At 44.1% G+C, this 13,494-nt stretch carries 17 protein-coding genes and 1 pseudogene; 6 read left to right on the top strand and 12 right to left on the bottom strand.

Features of this window, described 5'->3' with window-relative positions; translation table 11 throughout:
- Positions 1 to 4: 4 nt before the first annotated feature.
- Together QT990_RS10465 and QT990_RS10460 are read right to left on the bottom strand one after the other, a co-directional pair.
- A complete protein-coding gene (locus tag QT990_RS10465; RefSeq protein WP_333306616.1) occupies positions 5 to 313 on the bottom strand; it encodes a hypothetical protein in 309 nt (102 codons plus the stop codon).
- A gap of 91 nt (positions 314 to 404) precedes the next feature.
- The gene (locus QT990_RS10460) at positions 405 to 806 is read right to left on the bottom strand and encodes a prepilin-type N-terminal cleavage/methylation domain-containing protein (RefSeq protein ID WP_333306618.1); all 402 of its coding nucleotides are present in this window, start codon (positions 804 to 806) and stop codon (positions 405 to 407) included.
- 680 nt (positions 807 to 1,486) lie between these two features.
- Here QT990_RS10460 and QT990_RS10455 point away from each other — a divergent pair.
- Positions 1,487 to 2,968, top strand: a complete 1,482-nt coding sequence (locus QT990_RS10455; RefSeq protein WP_333465214.1) for an NB-ARC domain-containing protein — start codon at positions 1,487 to 1,489, stop codon at positions 2,966 to 2,968.
- 254 nt (positions 2,969 to 3,222) lie between these two features.
- On the opposite strand, the gene QT990_RS10450 is transcribed toward QT990_RS10455, so the two are convergent.
- From QT990_RS10450 to QT990_RS10435, 4 genes are all read right to left on the bottom strand, one after another.
- Positions 3,223 to 3,582: a DUF5615 family PIN-like protein gene (locus tag QT990_RS10450; protein WP_333465213.1), complete on the bottom strand. Its 360-nt coding sequence runs from the start codon at positions 3,580 to 3,582 to the stop codon at positions 3,223 to 3,225.
- Positions 3,579 to 3,914, bottom strand: a complete 336-nt coding sequence (locus QT990_RS10445; RefSeq protein ID WP_333090952.1) for a DUF433 domain-containing protein — start codon at positions 3,912 to 3,914, stop codon at positions 3,579 to 3,581. Before QT990_RS10445 ends, QT990_RS10450 begins: the two co-directional genes overlap by 4 nt.
- Positions 3,915 to 4,071: 157 nt before the next feature.
- A complete protein-coding gene (locus QT990_RS10440; protein ID WP_333141586.1) occupies positions 4,072 to 4,464 on the bottom strand; it encodes a XisI protein in 393 nt (130 codons plus the stop codon).
- The gene (locus QT990_RS10435; protein WP_333141588.1) at positions 4,449 to 4,868 is read right to left on the bottom strand and encodes an element excision factor XisH family protein; all 420 of its coding nucleotides are present in this window, start codon (positions 4,866 to 4,868) and stop codon (positions 4,449 to 4,451) included. The genes QT990_RS10440 and QT990_RS10435 overlap by 16 nt, the downstream gene beginning before the upstream one ends.
- A 147-nt stretch (positions 4,869 to 5,015) precedes the next feature.
- On the opposite strand from QT990_RS10435, the gene trpC reads away from it, so the two are divergent.
- The 3 genes from trpC to QT990_RS10420 all read left to right on the top strand — a co-directional run bounded on the left by trpC (position 5,016) and on the right by QT990_RS10420 (position 7,751).
- Positions 5,016 to 5,915 (top strand): indole-3-glycerol phosphate synthase TrpC, encoded by a 900-nt coding sequence (gene trpC, locus QT990_RS10430; RefSeq protein WP_333141590.1) that lies wholly within the window; start codon positions 5,016 to 5,018, stop codon positions 5,913 to 5,915.
- 349 nt (positions 5,916 to 6,264) lie between these two features.
- Entirely contained in the window at positions 6,265 to 6,510 is a 246-nt protein-coding gene (locus tag QT990_RS10425) for a DUF5340 domain-containing protein (RefSeq protein WP_333055069.1), read from the top strand.
- An 83-nt stretch (positions 6,511 to 6,593) separates the two neighbouring features.
- Complete coding sequence (locus QT990_RS10420) at positions 6,594 to 7,751, top strand: alanine--glyoxylate aminotransferase family protein (protein WP_333141592.1); 1,158 nt, start codon at positions 6,594 to 6,596, stop codon at positions 7,749 to 7,751.
- A gap of 62 nt (positions 7,752 to 7,813) precedes the next feature.
- Here QT990_RS10420 and QT990_RS10415 read toward each other — a convergent pair whose 3' ends face one another.
- The 4 genes from QT990_RS10415 to nblR form a co-directional block, all read right to left on the bottom strand.
- Positions 7,814 to 8,026 (bottom strand): DUF2949 domain-containing protein, encoded by a 213-nt coding sequence (locus QT990_RS10415; protein WP_333141594.1) that lies wholly within the window; start codon positions 8,024 to 8,026, stop codon positions 7,814 to 7,816.
- A gap of 115 nt (positions 8,027 to 8,141) precedes the next feature.
- On the bottom strand, positions 8,142 to 8,354 hold the full coding sequence (locus QT990_RS10410) for a hypothetical protein (RefSeq protein WP_333141596.1): 213 nt from the start codon (positions 8,352 to 8,354) through the stop codon (positions 8,142 to 8,144).
- A gap of 493 nt (positions 8,355 to 8,847) precedes the next feature.
- Positions 8,848 to 9,363, bottom strand: coding sequence for a DUF192 domain-containing protein (locus tag QT990_RS10405; RefSeq protein WP_333141598.1), 516 nt, complete (start codon positions 9,361 to 9,363; stop codon positions 8,848 to 8,850).
- A 124-nt stretch (positions 9,364 to 9,487) separates the two neighbouring features.
- On the bottom strand, positions 9,488 to 10,183 hold the full coding sequence (nblR, locus tag QT990_RS10400; RefSeq protein ID WP_333141600.1) for a response regulator transcription factor NblR: 696 nt from the start codon (positions 10,181 to 10,183) through the stop codon (positions 9,488 to 9,490).
- 317 nt (positions 10,184 to 10,500) lie between these two features.
- On the opposite strand from nblR, the gene rbsK reads away from it, so the two are divergent.
- On the top strand, positions 10,501 to 11,421 hold the full coding sequence (rbsK, locus tag QT990_RS10395; protein WP_333141602.1) for a ribokinase: 921 nt from the start codon (positions 10,501 to 10,503) through the stop codon (positions 11,419 to 11,421).
- Between the two features lie 68 nt (positions 11,422 to 11,489).
- Here the strand turns inward: rbsK and QT990_RS35805 are convergent.
- Together QT990_RS35805 and QT990_RS10390 are read right to left on the bottom strand one after the other, a co-directional pair.
- Positions 11,490 to 11,699, bottom strand: a pseudogene (locus QT990_RS35805) (TRADD-N-associated membrane domain-containing protein); the annotation flags it as partial.
- 12 nt (positions 11,700 to 11,711) lie between these two features.
- Positions 11,712 to 11,897 (bottom strand): hypothetical protein, encoded by a 186-nt coding sequence (locus tag QT990_RS10390; protein ID WP_333141606.1) that lies wholly within the window; start codon positions 11,895 to 11,897, stop codon positions 11,712 to 11,714.
- Between QT990_RS10390 and QT990_RS10385 the strand changes: the two genes are divergently transcribed.
- A complete protein-coding gene (locus tag QT990_RS10385) occupies positions 11,896 to 12,969 on the top strand; it encodes an ATP-binding protein (protein ID WP_333141608.1) in 1,074 nt (357 codons plus the stop codon). The two genes, QT990_RS10390 and QT990_RS10385, sit on opposite strands and share 2 nt — an antisense overlap.
- The last annotated feature ends 525 nt before the right edge of the window (positions 12,970 to 13,494 follow it).

Genomic DNA, 13,494 nt, shown 5'->3' with positions numbered 1-13,494 from the left:
TCCCTTAATGACTTGTCTTGACACCTGAAAAGTGTAAAATTCCCTCAATAAACTTTGCATGATAGCGGTAATCTCCGCCTTCTCCTAACACCTTAGATTTGAGATCGTATCCTTCTTCTTCTGAAGGAATAAGACCTATACTACCATCAGGCGGTACTCTACCATTTTGAATGGCTTTAAGATGTTTATTGTTTTGATCGTATCTCTTGCCGAGGCGGATTTGCTTTTTACTAAAAGATACTAGCATATCAGCCAGCGTTTGATATATGATGTCTGGCTGAATATCCCCCCAGTTATTGGGGAGATATTCCATTTGGCTGTCTGCGATCGGAATTTTTTGATTATACCAAATATCGCACTCTGAGTAAGGAAAGGGCGATCGCTCCTATTATATTACAAGCACTTTAGCCACCAGATGATGCACACATAAACACCATATCGCTACCGCCTCCCTTTTCCCCAGCCATACAACAAGCTAATGTTTCATTACCGTCTTCAGGCTTTGTGGGAGAGAATATATCTACTTTGAACATATAATTGTTACTTTCCTTTGGCAATCCTAGTAGTTCTAGGGACTCTGTAAACTGATTGTTTTCAGCATAGTAAGCTAGTTGTTTTTTTTGACAAGTATTAACGTAAGTAATCCCCTCTACTTGTTTAGCTTTCTTGATGAAATTAAACATCGTGCCCAGAGAGATAGTAGCGAGAATACCTATAATGATGATAACCACTAACAACTCTACAAGGGTGAAGCCTGAGTTTTGCTTGCGAGAAAACCGATTAAATATCCTTAATATATATTCCATTTTACCCTAATTAAACAGTCACATTAACTAGGCACAAAGACTTCCTACTGAAAGCCTATGTTCTTAGTAGAAAATCTTGGTGCCTTATGGATATTGGTGTATATCCTGCCTAACTAACAAATATAAGAATGTGAGCCACAACAAGATGACGGTACAATTACTGCCAAAACCATCGCCAACGATAACAATTTGTTTTGTAAAAGTTCTGACCCCAACCAACACCCTTGCCCCATACATTGTTATTACCATACCTCCATTGACAAAGCTGATTCCGATTGGGAGGTTGAAAGTTTCTAGACCATTGGCCCTGGGCTCGCCAATAAGCAGCATTGTCATTTTCCGAAAGTTGACCCAGCCAGGTGTCATGTCTAAACCAGGCTGCATCGGCTGGCTGAGTGTGAGAAAAAAGAACTACACTACCAACTAAGGCAGCCATCGCTATTTTACTAAGTTGCGCTGGTTTTATCATCAATTATGGTCTCCTATTTAAATAATTAACCTTTGAACACTTTCTATTAATATTATTCAACTAAGCTGTTAGAAATGCCAATTACAATATGTCAGAATAAGTAACTAATTTATTCAGCCCAAATATCAGCCAATGTCATCTACTATTGCTAATGTCATCAAATGTCAGATATTTGTGATAATATGATATAAATCATTGACAAATCAAAGCAATGGACGTAAAAGATATATTGCAGTTTACAGATAGTCTATTTTTTGCGGAGACGGGTAAACATATAGATCGTCTGCAAGAGACTATTTTGAAAGGAACCTGGGATGGTCAGAAATATAGCGAGATTGCAGAAGAAGAACATTGTACAGAAGGCCATGTAAGAAATGTCGCATCGGAATTATGGCAAATTATCTCAAATGCTTTAGGTCAAGAAGTTAATAAGTCTAATTTTCGACGTACATTACAAAAATCTTATTTATCTATTAGTTCATCAACTTTTACAACAGAATTTACAAATGTTAGGAATGTTAATTTTTGCAATGGTAACATACAACAATCAGAAGAAGTTATGAAGAATCGATCGCCTACCTCTCTCCAAGACACCCAACAAACCCCCAAACGACCCCATATAGACTTAAGCGACGCACCCAAAATCTTCACCTTTTACGATCGCACATCCGAACTCACCACCCTCAAACAGTGGATTCTCCACGAAAACACCCGCCTACTCGCCATACTAGGCATAGTCGGCATTGGCAAAACCGCACTCGCCGTACACCTAGTAGAACAAATCAAACATGAATTTGATTTCATCATCTGGCGAAGTCTCGCCACATCTCCACCCCTGTCAATACTTCAAACAAATATAATTCAATTCTTCTGTAGGGGCGGCGCCCCCGTGCCCGCCCCAAATGCCGACGGTGTGCCCGCCTTCGGTAGGGGCGGTGCCCCCGTGCCCGCCCCCTCCCCAGAAGAAGGGGCAACCACGGGGGGTTTGCCCCTACTGGACTACTTGCAAAAATACCGCTGTCTGCTGATACTCGATGACGTACAAATGGTAAATAGCAGCGCACAACTCGCTGGTATTTACAAACCTGGATATGAAGATTACGGCACACTCTTCAGACAGGTAGGAGAATTATCTCACAATAGTTGTTTAATCCTGATAGGTTCGGAAAAGCCTAGAGAAATCGCCGCATTAGAAGGCAAAACTCAGCCAATTCGCTCATTACAACTCAATGGTTTAGGTGTTGAAGCGGGGGAAATCCTCAGAGAAAAAGGTTTAGCTGAACATGAAAAATGGTCAGAACTAATTGAACAATACAGAGGGAATCCCTTGTGGTTAAAAATAGTTGCGACAATGATTCAAGATTTATTTAACGGCAGCCTATCGGAATTTTTGTCGGATGATACACTATTTTTAGGTGATTTAGAATCTTTACTGCATCAGCCATTTAATCGCTTATCAGACTCAGAAAAACAGGTAATGTCATGGCTAGCGAGTGAAACCGCGCCTGTTTCCCTCTCAAAAGTGCCAGAGAATCTGCAATTATCTCGATCGCAATTTTTGAAAGTTATGCAATCCTTGGGACGGCGTTCATTAATTGAAAAAATCCCGGAGGGCGATCGCACATTTTTCAGCCTTTGCCCGATACTAAAAGAGTATGTCAAAACCAACTATTCCCGCCCCAACGGTGAGTAAGAAAAAATTATATTGTCGTCAAGTGAACTATCTTGAACTTAGAAATGTGCGATCGACCTTTTGGTAAAATTTGGGAAGGCGCGATCGACCTTTGTTTACTGAATTGGCTTTTCAGTCCTCTTTTAGAGGACTTTAGCTATGAGACGGGGGTTTTCAACCCCCGGCGGACTTGCGGGTTAGCGAAGGGATTTTAGCCGCAAAATGTGCGATTCCCTACAGGATAGCTACGCTTCACGCACTTTATCAACAATTTTTTATAATGGAATCCAATCCAATTTATCAATCCATTCTTCAGCTTCCGAAGTCTCCCAAACTATCACAATTTCTTCTGCCCATCTGCCTAAACTTGCACTTGGACGCACCCAAAACAGTCCCCAAATTTGTCCTCCCGTTGCCCAATATTCCTCCAAATGTCCAGGAATACTTTTGCGGTTATCAGTTACCAATAGCCTTTGCGATGATTCCAAATAGCTGATGATTTCTGGATCGAGGGTTCCTAATGGCGGTGCATTGGCGTCGCCCACCCGCAAAATATCTATCCCCGGCTGGAGTTTTAAAACAGCACTTTTCAGCTTAGGAGGCAAATTTTCATCGAGTAAAAAACGAATTTTCACTTGAGTAGAAGTAACTCCTGTTCTCGCTGTGCTTTGATTGCTCTTACACGCTTTACTACATCAGAAGGTTCCTTAGCCAACCATTCCTGATAGCGTTCTTCCCGCCACTTCGCCAGCCGCAACATATAAGCATCCATCTGCCTCCGATTTTGCAGATAATAGGTTAGCGTCGCGTAAATTTTCTCTAAATTCAAACTTGGTAATTCTTCCAGAATTTGGTCGGGCGAATATCCATCCAAGTAATATTTAATTACATCGTCAATGCCGATCCGATGTCCTTTGATGCGGATGTCATCGGGGTCGAGAAATTCAAAATAGTCTTCTAGTTGCATCGGTTTATCTCCGAATACTTAGTTAATCGCATTTTATCATAAATTGAAAAGGGCGATCGACCTTATATAATAGAAACTTGTTGCGATCGCCCTTTATCCCCCTATCATGCTTCAAATCCGTCGCCGTCCCCCCAGCACATCCGTCTCCGTACTCTACTTAGGCCGATCGCACAGCAGCAGATTCAGCAACAATTTCTTCATCTTTCTCACTCAAACCAGTTCCAAATTCAGTGTACTGCCGCACTTGAGGATGCCTAAAACCGAGTACAATATCTTCTTTAGGAACACCGGCGGCCAGTAAATCCGTCGCCACTCCTTCTTCGGTATCATCATATTGAATCCAGATTTTATCGCCGATTAAATTGATGTGGATTGGTGTGGCGTGAAGGTAATTGTCATCATTCCAACCTATATCCAAAACTAAATATCCTCCTCGTTCATCATCAAATAACAGTTGAGAATGATAGCCGTCAGGTATAGTATTGCGGTATTTAGCGTGTTCCTGAAGTATGCTTTTGATAATTTCTTGGTATCTCAATCGGGTATCCATTGAAGTATTTCCTCACTTTTTACATCAAAAACAATCAGTTTAACAATTTGATTTTTTAATAACACTTGCCCTAGTTCTATGGTAAATACGCTCTTAAAAGCAGGCTTAGAAATAGCAAGATAGAGTTTTCTATCGCTCTGCATTTCATTAAGCACTTGGTGGTAAAGAACGTACTGTCCCAAAGCCTGTTCCAAATCTTTTACATCCGATCGTCCTACAAAACTCTTGACCTCAACAACTATTTTTTGGGTGTCTTTTTCAGCATTAATTAGACGTTCTGCACCCAAGTCAGCAGATAAACGCTTGCGACCAATTTGCATGGAAAATGGATCGTGAGTAATTGTCCACCCATCCTTTTGCAAGGCACGCTTAACTGTATCGTGATAAATATCTTTAGCTGGCACGCATTAGCTCTCAGGCTAGGAGGATTTACTGTAACCATTATATAATAGGTTGAAACTTGTTGCGATCGCGGTAAGGTATAAATCCCCAGCCTAAAAACCTCGCTGTCAACTGTCAACTGTCAACTGTCAACTGTTTATCCCCCTATCATGCTTCAAATCCGCCGTCGTCCCCCCAGCACATCCGTCTCCGTACTCTACCTCAGCTACCAAATCGCCGTACCCGACGCCGAACCCCAGCACATCCTCGAAGAAATCGTCTGGGAAAAAGAAGCTGAAGTGGCCCAAAAGCGCGATCGCACCCCATTAGCCGATCTTCACAAAAAACTCCCCTTTGCACCGCCCATCCGCGACTTTCTTGCCGCCCTTAAAAACGGCAAAACCACACCCGCTATCATCGCCGAAGTTAAAAAAGCTTCCCCCAGCAAAGGCGTAATTCGCGAAGATTTCGACCCAGTGGCGATCGCCCTAGCTTACCAACAAAACGGCGCTAGTTGCATCTCCGTACTCACCGATGAAAAGTTCTTTCAAGGCAGCTTCGACAACCTCGCTAAAATCCGTGCCGCCGTCGATTTACCCTTACTTTGCAAAGAGTTTATTATCTATCCCTACCAAATCTATCTCGCCCGGATTCACGGCGCAGATGCTGTATTGTTAATCGCAGCCATTCTATCTGACAAAGACTTACAATACTTTGTGAAAATTGTCAAGACGTTGGGCATGACAGCTTTAATAGAAGTTCACACTCTCGAAGAACTCGATCGAGTATTAACCCTAGAAGGCGTCAGCCTAATCGGCATCAACAACCGCAACCTAGCAGACTTTTCCGTCAGCCTAGAAACCACCGGTCAACTATTAGCCTCGCGCCAAACCGAAATCCAAGCAAAAGGCATCCTCACCGTCAGCGAGTCAGGAATCCACACTCCCGCCGACCTCGCTAAACTTGCCAGCGCCGGCGCCGAAGCCGTCCTCATCGGCGAATCTCTGGTCAAGCAGCCCGATCCAGGCGCAGCTTTAGCCTCCCTTGCCGATCGCCCTCCGAGCCTCTGAAAGGCGAGACCGCTTGACAAACCACCCTTAATTCTGATAAAAAATGATTAAGTAGGTAAATAATGAGAATTTCTAGCCTGCATCGACTCAAGCGCTACTGTAAAAAAGAAATAGCACTGAAAGCTATATTGCATAGAAATATTTTGCCAGAAAGCAATTAAATCTATTCTGTAAGCCTGTCGATCGCAAGATTTAGCGTGTCCAACGCACCCAGCCCCGAATATTCGATCGGCAAAGCAGGGTTTATTGGACGGTTAGAAAACAAATAAAAAATCGGGCATCTAATGTTCACCGTGATGCCTCATGCAATTGCAATGGGGTATCGGTTCGCTGAGGTATGTTAGCTTTCATGGAGCCAATCCCCCTTCCTTCGTACATTCATTATGAATTGCTACTTCAATTGTTAGAACGCAAAACGATGTTTGCTGTCAGTCCACAATCGCCGCAGCAGCAACAAGTTCACCAACTTATTATTACACTGCGTAAAGCCCTTGCCATTCAAAAGCAATTAGAACAAAGCTGCGAGCGATCGAACTTAGCGGTAGAACATCGCTGGGCTCTAAATGAAATTAACCACAAGGGAGTTAAAAGTTAAAAAACTTAGAGTATCGACGCGACGTGACGTATCGTATTTGATTTATTCTATATAACTCCCACAGAAAAACTTAGGACAATATCATGGACAACAAATTAATGCTGATGATTCCGGGCCCGACGCCGGTGCCTGAAGCGGCATTGTTAGCGATGGCAAAACACCCGATGGGCCACCGCAGCAAGGAATTTGACGCGATTTTTGCAGAATGTACCGAAAACCTCAAATGGCTGCACCAAACAAAAAGTGACGTGCTGAGTTTAACGGTTTCTGGTACCGGGGCGATGGAAGCTGGGATCATTAATTTCTTGAGTGCGGGCGATCGAGTTTTAGTCGGTACTAACGGCAAATTTGGTGAACGTTGGGCTGAAGTCGCCGAAGCTTACGGTTTAAACGCCGAAATTATTAAAGCCGAGTGGGGCCAACCTTTAGACCCCGAAAACTTCCGCGAAAAACTCGAAGCAGATACAGAGAAGCAAATCAAAGCTGTCATCATCACGCACTCGGAAACCTCCACCGGCGTCCTCAACGACCTCGAAACCATCAACCGCCACGTTAAAGCCCACGGTGAAGCTTTAATTATGGTCGATGCTGTCACTAGCTTAGGCGCTGTCAATATTCCGATGGACGCTTGGGGCATCGATGTCATTGCTTCGGGTTCTCAGAAAGCTTACATGATTCCTCCAGGTTTGGGTTTTGTGGCCGTCAGTCCGAAAGCTTGGGAAGCTTACAAAACTGCAAAACTGCCCCGCTATTATTTGGATTTGGGCAAATATAGCAAAGACGCTGCCAAAAATACCACTCCTTTTACTCCCCCTGTCAATATGTTTTTTGCCCTGCAAGCATCGCTGCAGATGATGAAAACAGAAGGGTTGGAAAATGTTTTCGCGCGGCACAAACGCTTAATGACAACTACTCGCGCTGCTGTAAAAGCTTTAGGTTTGCCGTTGTTTGCGGCTGATGATGCCGCCAGCCCTGCGATTACTTCGGTTATGCCGCCAGAATCCGTAGATGCTCAAAAAGTGCGGACTTTGATGAGAAAGAGATTTGACATTGCTCTCGCCGACGGACAAGACCATTTGAAAGGTAAAATCTTCCGAATCGGTCATTTGGGCTTTGTGTGCGATCGCGATATTCTAGCAGCAATTTCCTCTTTAGAAGTCGTGCTGAGCGAATTGGGTCATGAAGGCTACACTCCTGGTGCCGGCGTTGCCGCTGCTGCCAAATTCTTGGCTGAATCCTAATCTCAGTTGTTAAAGGATTTTAGATTTTGGATTTTTGATACTCTCTAAAATCTAAAATCCTTTTAGTATGCTTCGGATAACCAATCAAAGATTTTATCCAACTGTTCGAGAGTGACTAAACCGTATTGCCACAGAACCATCGGCAAGGAATTCGGGTCTTTATCGCGCTGGCGCTGTTTGTCACCGCCACGTTCGGCGACAGCAATTGACGCGGGAGAAATTGCCAAATCTTCTTGTAAAAATCGAATTAATCTAGTGTATGTAGCGGGTGCCATGTGATTTCACCTCTAAGTATAGGACACCATTTTCTGATGTGAACCTGATGTTTTTGATGAGTAATAAGCCAGTTTTAAATTTGTCTTGTTACCGTCGATAGGTTTTAAAACGCTATTAGCGGTTGAACTGCCAAACGTAATGCTGAGTGCGAGCGCACAAGCTAACCTTTCCCAAAAAGTGAAAGGTTTTGCAATTTGGCTGATGTCTGCCCGATCGACTGGTAATCGCGATCGAACCTAAACTGAATACCTCGGCATCTCTGCAGCGCGAATCAGAATAAATTCTGCTACCTAAAACTACTAAACCAAGTTCAGAGTTTAACTTCATCTGCCGAAATGCAGAATCCGCAAAACTACTTCGGCAAAATTAGTTAGATATTTCGATCAAACCTGAAACTGCTACCAGAAGTTAAGTTTGCCAATTACAGCCAATTAACTTGGCTCGTAGCATATTACTTTAGATAGGTTTAGTAGATTTAGCTCGATCGCCAGAACTTCCAGAGAATTTCTTTTCGTGTTGCTACACCTTGAGGCTGAGTATCGTCTCTCAGGATTGGTAACGAGTCGCTGACTCGTCTCATACCTGCGACCAAGAATCTACAGCTTCCGGAAACAAGCTCAAGTCCTGACTGACTGAGATCGACATCGTAGCAAATCTTTCGGTGTTTGTACTGAATGTTACATTAATATTCTAATAGATTTTATCAATTTTTGTAAAGTTTCTAAATTTTCTTGGGTAGTCCGAAGGCAGAGGGCTCTCTGGGCGATGGAAACCGGGGGATTATCTCTGTCTGCAGGTTTTACTGAAACAGTCCGAAGTTTTACTGGAAAAACTCGATTTCAATACGATCGCCCTTTTTGACACCGAGTTCAGCAGCTCGCCCGCCCCGGAGTTCAATAACTCGATCGACAACAGTATCGGGCCCGTAGGTAGGACAAGGATCTTCAGTACAAGGAGGTGCAGAAACTTGTATCGCCTCAACCACCCCATCTCGCAGAAAAATCATATCCAGAGAAATCTTGCAATTTTTCATCCAAAAATTGACCCGCCGCGCCGGTTTAAACTCAAACAGCATTCCTCTGTCATCCGGCAAAGAAGTTCTGTACATTAAACCCATAGCCTGCTGTTCCGGTGTTTTCGCCACTTCGAGTTCGATTGGGCGATCGCCTATCCGAGCTCTAGCAGAAACAGGCAGCACTTGACCCGATGTTGTCGCCGTCGGAGACTGCGAGGCCAAAATACCAGTAGCACCAGCATTCGCGATCGGTAAAGTCGGCGAACATCCCAGCAAAAATATACTTACTCCAATACCGAGCAAATTAGTTAAATAATTCATAATGATTTTAGATTGTTGACTGTTGACTGTTGACTGTTGACTGTTGACTGCGTTGAGTGATGACAACTGACAACTGACAACTGACTAATGACTAATGACTAATGACTGATGACTAATGACTTCTTCAAGCTTCCCGCATCACATAGCCAACACCGCGCACCGTCTGAATCAAACGCTTTTCGCCCTCATCTTCAATCTTGAGCCGCAGATAGCGGATATAAACCTCAATCACATTCGACTCACCCAAAAAGTCGTAACCCCAAACATTTTCCAGAATTTGTTCCCGAGTCAAAACCTCGCGGGGATGTTCCATCAAATACTTTAGCAGCTCATATTCCTTCATCGTCAGGTCGATCGCCCGTCCATTGCGTAGGGCCCGCCTAGAGGCTAAATCCAAAACTAAATCGCCAAACCTCAATTGTTCGTTGCTGCTGTTATCCGGCTGCAAATACAAGCGCACCAACTGCAAAAACTCCTCAGTGCGGTAAGGTTTGAGAAAATAATCATCCGCGCCAGCTTCCAGACAAGCTACGCGATCGTCAACTGTATCACGACCGACCAATAGCAGCACCGGCACCCGATTGCCAATACTTCTGAGGTGAGAACACAGTGACAGCCCCGACTCAGCGCCAAGTATGCGATCGATTACAATCAAAGCTGGCTGCAATTCATGAGCTAAATGTTGGCCAGTGGCGGTATTAGAAGCCACTACCGGTTCGTAGCCGGAGGATTTTAAGTCGAGACTCAAGTGGCCGGCGAGAACTTCGTCTGTTTCAACTAGCAGGACACAGGGATTGCGATCGAGAGTAATTGCAGCCATTGAATTGACCGGTGGAGACCATAACTGTTCTAGCACGTTTGATGGCCGTTGGTTGTTAACTGTTGGTTGTTGGCTGTTGACTGTTGGGTGTTGACTGTTAGCTGTTGGCTGTTGTTATTTGTTATTTGTTGTTATTAGACTTCTCCTAAAAAGCAGATTTTGAACAGGCATCCTGCCTGTTCCACGATAATTATGGGAGATGTCTATTCGTTATGGGTTATTTGCGAGTTGCTACCCATTACCAATTCCCAATTCTATAATGCCCCATGCCCCATGCCCAATGCCCCATGCCCAATGCCCAATTCCCAATTTAAATTATGACCATTATCGTATTCGGTAGTATCAACATCGACCTAGCAGCAAAAACTCCCCGGTTGCCGCAACCAGGCGAAACTATCATCGGTAGCAATTTTTTCACGGCCGGCGGTGGCAAAGGAGCAAATCAAGCCGTCGCCGCCGCCCGTCTCGGCACTTCCACCCACATCATCGGTCGCGTCGGCAACGATAAATTTGCTGAAGAATTATTGACAAATTTACAATCTTATGGTTTAAGTACCGACAATGTATTAATAGACCAAAACACTCATTCAGGAGTGGCAATTATCGCGGTAGACGAGACAGGTCAAAATAATATTATTGTGATTCCGGGCGCGAATAACAATGTCGGTGAAGCCGAGATAGAACGTCTCAAAAAACTTTTAACAGCAGCTACATCTTTGCTGTTACAGTTAGAAATTCCCCTGGAAATTGTCCAAAAAGCTGCGAAAGCTGCTCGTCAAGCCGGGGTGCGAGTTATTCTCGATCCAGCACCGGCTAGGGCGGATTTGCCGATCGAACTTTATCCGCTAATTGACATTATCACGCCGAATGAAGTGGAAGCGGGCCAGTTAGTCGGTTTTCGGGTGAATGACACCGAAACAGCGATTGTAGCTGCCAAACACTTGCAGGATCGTGGGGTCAAGAATGTTATTGTCAAGTTGGGCGATCGCGGGGCTGTTGCTGTTACGGCGGATGAAACCTTTTTTGTACCGGCTTTTGCTGTGGAGGCGATCGACACTGTGGCTGCTGGCGATGCTTTTAACGGCGGGTTAGCCTCTGCATTAGATGCCGGTCTGTCCTTGTCGGAGGCGGTGCGGTGGGGCGCAGCAGCGGGCGCTCTGTGCACAACTAAAGTGGGTGCTCAAGGTGCTATGCCCGATCGCGCAACCTTTGATAAATTTTTGCAGAATTTAATTTGAATTTGTCAGGTGCGTATTAGTTGAATTTGTCAGGTGCGGAAGGCGCACCCTACTTTGACTATTTTTGTTTAATTGTCGTCTTTGAATTCTTTGGCTAGGCGATCGAGTCTGTCGTTCGTTTCTTTTGTAAACTTGAGTAACCCAACGCTCACAATATTTGATGTTAATCCGCCAGCGGTGGCAACTGAGCCTTCTGTGACTTTTCCAGAAAACAACAGTCCGATGCCTAAAATATTGACTAAAGCGCTGGTGATGATGAATCCAAAAGTTGCGTTAGAACTAAAACGAGCTTAACGCCAACTATCTTGAATCATCTCCCAACGACGAGCGATCTTGGAAGAATCATCAGAGGACGATCGACCATCGTTCTCTAAATTTAACGTGAGTTCAGGGTTGAGCAAAAAGGTTGAGCGAGTTGACTTGTAGTTGAGATCGAACCTATAATCTAAATTAGTAATTTTCTCTAAAGGCATCATGGGGCGATCGCTCAAAGTTTCTCCAGGGTGTATCGAACAAGTCAAATCGGCTTTAGGACGCAACGGCTTTCCGACTCAGAAGGCTTTGGCTGAAGAATTAGAAATTTCCCTATCCACCGTCAAGAGCTTTCTGACGGGTAAACCTGTTGATTATAGAAATTTTGAGGAAATTAGCGGGAGATTGGGGTATGAGTGGAGAAATATCGTACATATAGACGAAACTATCCCTAAGCCTATCTTCGAGGAAACCTCAGCTTTCATCACTGGAACTCCCATCACCCATCCGCATCACTTTTTCGGGCGGCAGAAAGAACTAAAACGCCTATTCGACTTACTGAAACGCCGTCCCCTGCAAAATGCTGCCATTATCGGCAAGAGGCGCAGTGGCAAGACTTCTTTGCTGCACTACTTAAAAAATATTACCACCACCCCAACAGAACAGTTGCGTCCCGGTCAAAAATCTGACTGGTTGCCCCATCCAGAAAACTATCGTTGGATTTTCGTAGATTTTCAAGATGCGCGACGGCAGAGTCGGGAAGGGCTGCTGCGCTACATTTTAGAATCCCTAAAAATGTCAGTACCTAACCCTTGCGATTTAGATAAATTTATGGATGTGGTTAGCAGTAATTTACGTCAGCCTACAGTCATCCTATTAGATGAAATTGGCGCAGGATTGCAACGCTGTCCCGAATTAGATGATGGGTTTTGGGAGAGTTTGCGCTCTTTGGCGACTAACCAAACAAATGGAAATTTAGGGTTTGTTTTGGCAACTTCTGAATCACCAATGGAATTAGCGCGTAGCACCGGACATAGTTCGCCTTTTTTCAATATCTTTGGATATACCACAACTCTGGGAGCTATGACTGCAGCCGAAGCGCGGGAGTTGATAGCCAGTTCGCCCATGCCTTTTCCTGATGAGGATGTCGAGTGGATTTTGAATCAAAGTAAATGCTGGCCTCTGCCGCTGCAAATCCTTTGTCGAGAACGATTATTTAGCCTGGAAGATGGGGAAACTGAGGATAATTGGCGTGAAGAAGGTTTACAACACATAGAGCCATTCGCTGATTTTTAAAAGGTAAATGCCATGAAAACTAATTTGCCCTTAAATTTGAAACGGGATCTTGCCTGTGGGGGGCTGGTAATCGGTCTTGGGCGAGCTAATTTATGCAAGCATTTAATTGTTTACCAAAAGTCACTCCTAAATCATCCATAAGTCAGCCATAAATCAACTTTGCTCAACCTTTAACTCAATCACGTCTTAATGTACTATACAGATATGTATAGACGTAAACAGTTGACGTAAACAGTTGACGTAAACAGTTGACGTAAACAGACTGTATTCGTTTAAAGCGATATAGTCGTTTAAAACAAAAAAGCCAAGTAAGTTGTCACCTTACTTAGCTGTTCTTGATTAAAAAAAGTAGTTCAACGATTCACACTGTTGCTATTCATGCTTGTCCTCATCCTTGCCCTTGCTCCTGTCCTCCATAGGCATGAGTAATTGGATGATAACGGGAAACACGACTGGATCATTAAAAGGTACGTCATTCAATATGGCGCAGGCCATCAAAGCAACAGCCAAGAGTAGTCGATAAAA

The sequence above is a fragment of the Microcoleus sp. T3_B1 genome (assembly GCF_036700445.1).
GTDB lineage: Bacteria > Cyanobacteriota > Cyanobacteriia > Cyanobacteriales > Microcoleaceae > Microcoleus.
Note: the sequence above shows the minus strand (reverse complement) of the source record. Positions and strands in the feature narration are given on the sequence as shown.

Coding starts and splice junctions, on each gene's coding strand:
- QT990_RS10390 (WP_333141606.1), bottom strand. CDS start 11,897: ATGATGCCTTTAGAGAAAATTACTAATTTAGATTATAGGTTCGATCTC.
- QT990_RS10410 (WP_333141596.1), bottom strand. CDS start 8,354: ATGAAGTTAAACTCTGAACTTGGTTTAGTAGTTTTAGGTAGCAGAATT.
- QT990_RS10425 (WP_333055069.1), top strand. CDS start 6,265: ATGGAGCCAATCCCCCTTCCTTCGTACATTCATTATGAATTGCTACTT.
- QT990_RS10465 (WP_333306616.1), bottom strand. CDS start 313: ATGGAATATCTCCCCAATAACTGGGGGGATATTCAGCCAGACATCATA.
- nblR (WP_333141600.1), bottom strand. CDS start 10,183: ATGGCTGCAATTACTCTCGATCGCAATCCCTGTGTCCTGCTAGTTGAA.
- QT990_RS10445 (WP_333090952.1), bottom strand. CDS start 3,914: ATGCAACTAGAAGACTATTTTGAATTTCTCGACCCCGATGACATCCGC.
- QT990_RS10415 (WP_333141594.1), bottom strand. CDS start 8,026: ATGGCACCCGCTACATACACTAGATTAATTCGATTTTTACAAGAAGAT.
- QT990_RS10420 (WP_333141592.1), top strand. CDS start 6,594: ATGGACAACAAATTAATGCTGATGATTCCGGGCCCGACGCCGGTGCCT.
- rbsK (WP_333141602.1), top strand. CDS start 10,501: ATGACCATTATCGTATTCGGTAGTATCAACATCGACCTAGCAGCAAAA.
- QT990_RS10455 (WP_333465214.1), top strand. CDS start 1,487: ATGGACGTAAAAGATATATTGCAGTTTACAGATAGTCTATTTTTTGCG.
- QT990_RS10385 (WP_333141608.1), top strand. CDS start 11,896: ATGGGGCGATCGCTCAAAGTTTCTCCAGGGTGTATCGAACAAGTCAAA.
- QT990_RS10460 (WP_333306618.1), bottom strand. CDS start 806: ATGGAATATATATTAAGGATATTTAATCGGTTTTCTCGCAAGCAAAAC.
- trpC (WP_333141590.1), top strand. CDS start 5,016: ATGCTTCAAATCCGCCGTCGTCCCCCCAGCACATCCGTCTCCGTACTC.
- QT990_RS10440 (WP_333141586.1), bottom strand. CDS start 4,464: ATGGATACCCGATTGAGATACCAAGAAATTATCAAAAGCATACTTCAG.
- QT990_RS10405 (WP_333141598.1), bottom strand. CDS start 9,363: ATGAATTATTTAACTAATTTGCTCGGTATTGGAGTAAGTATATTTTTG.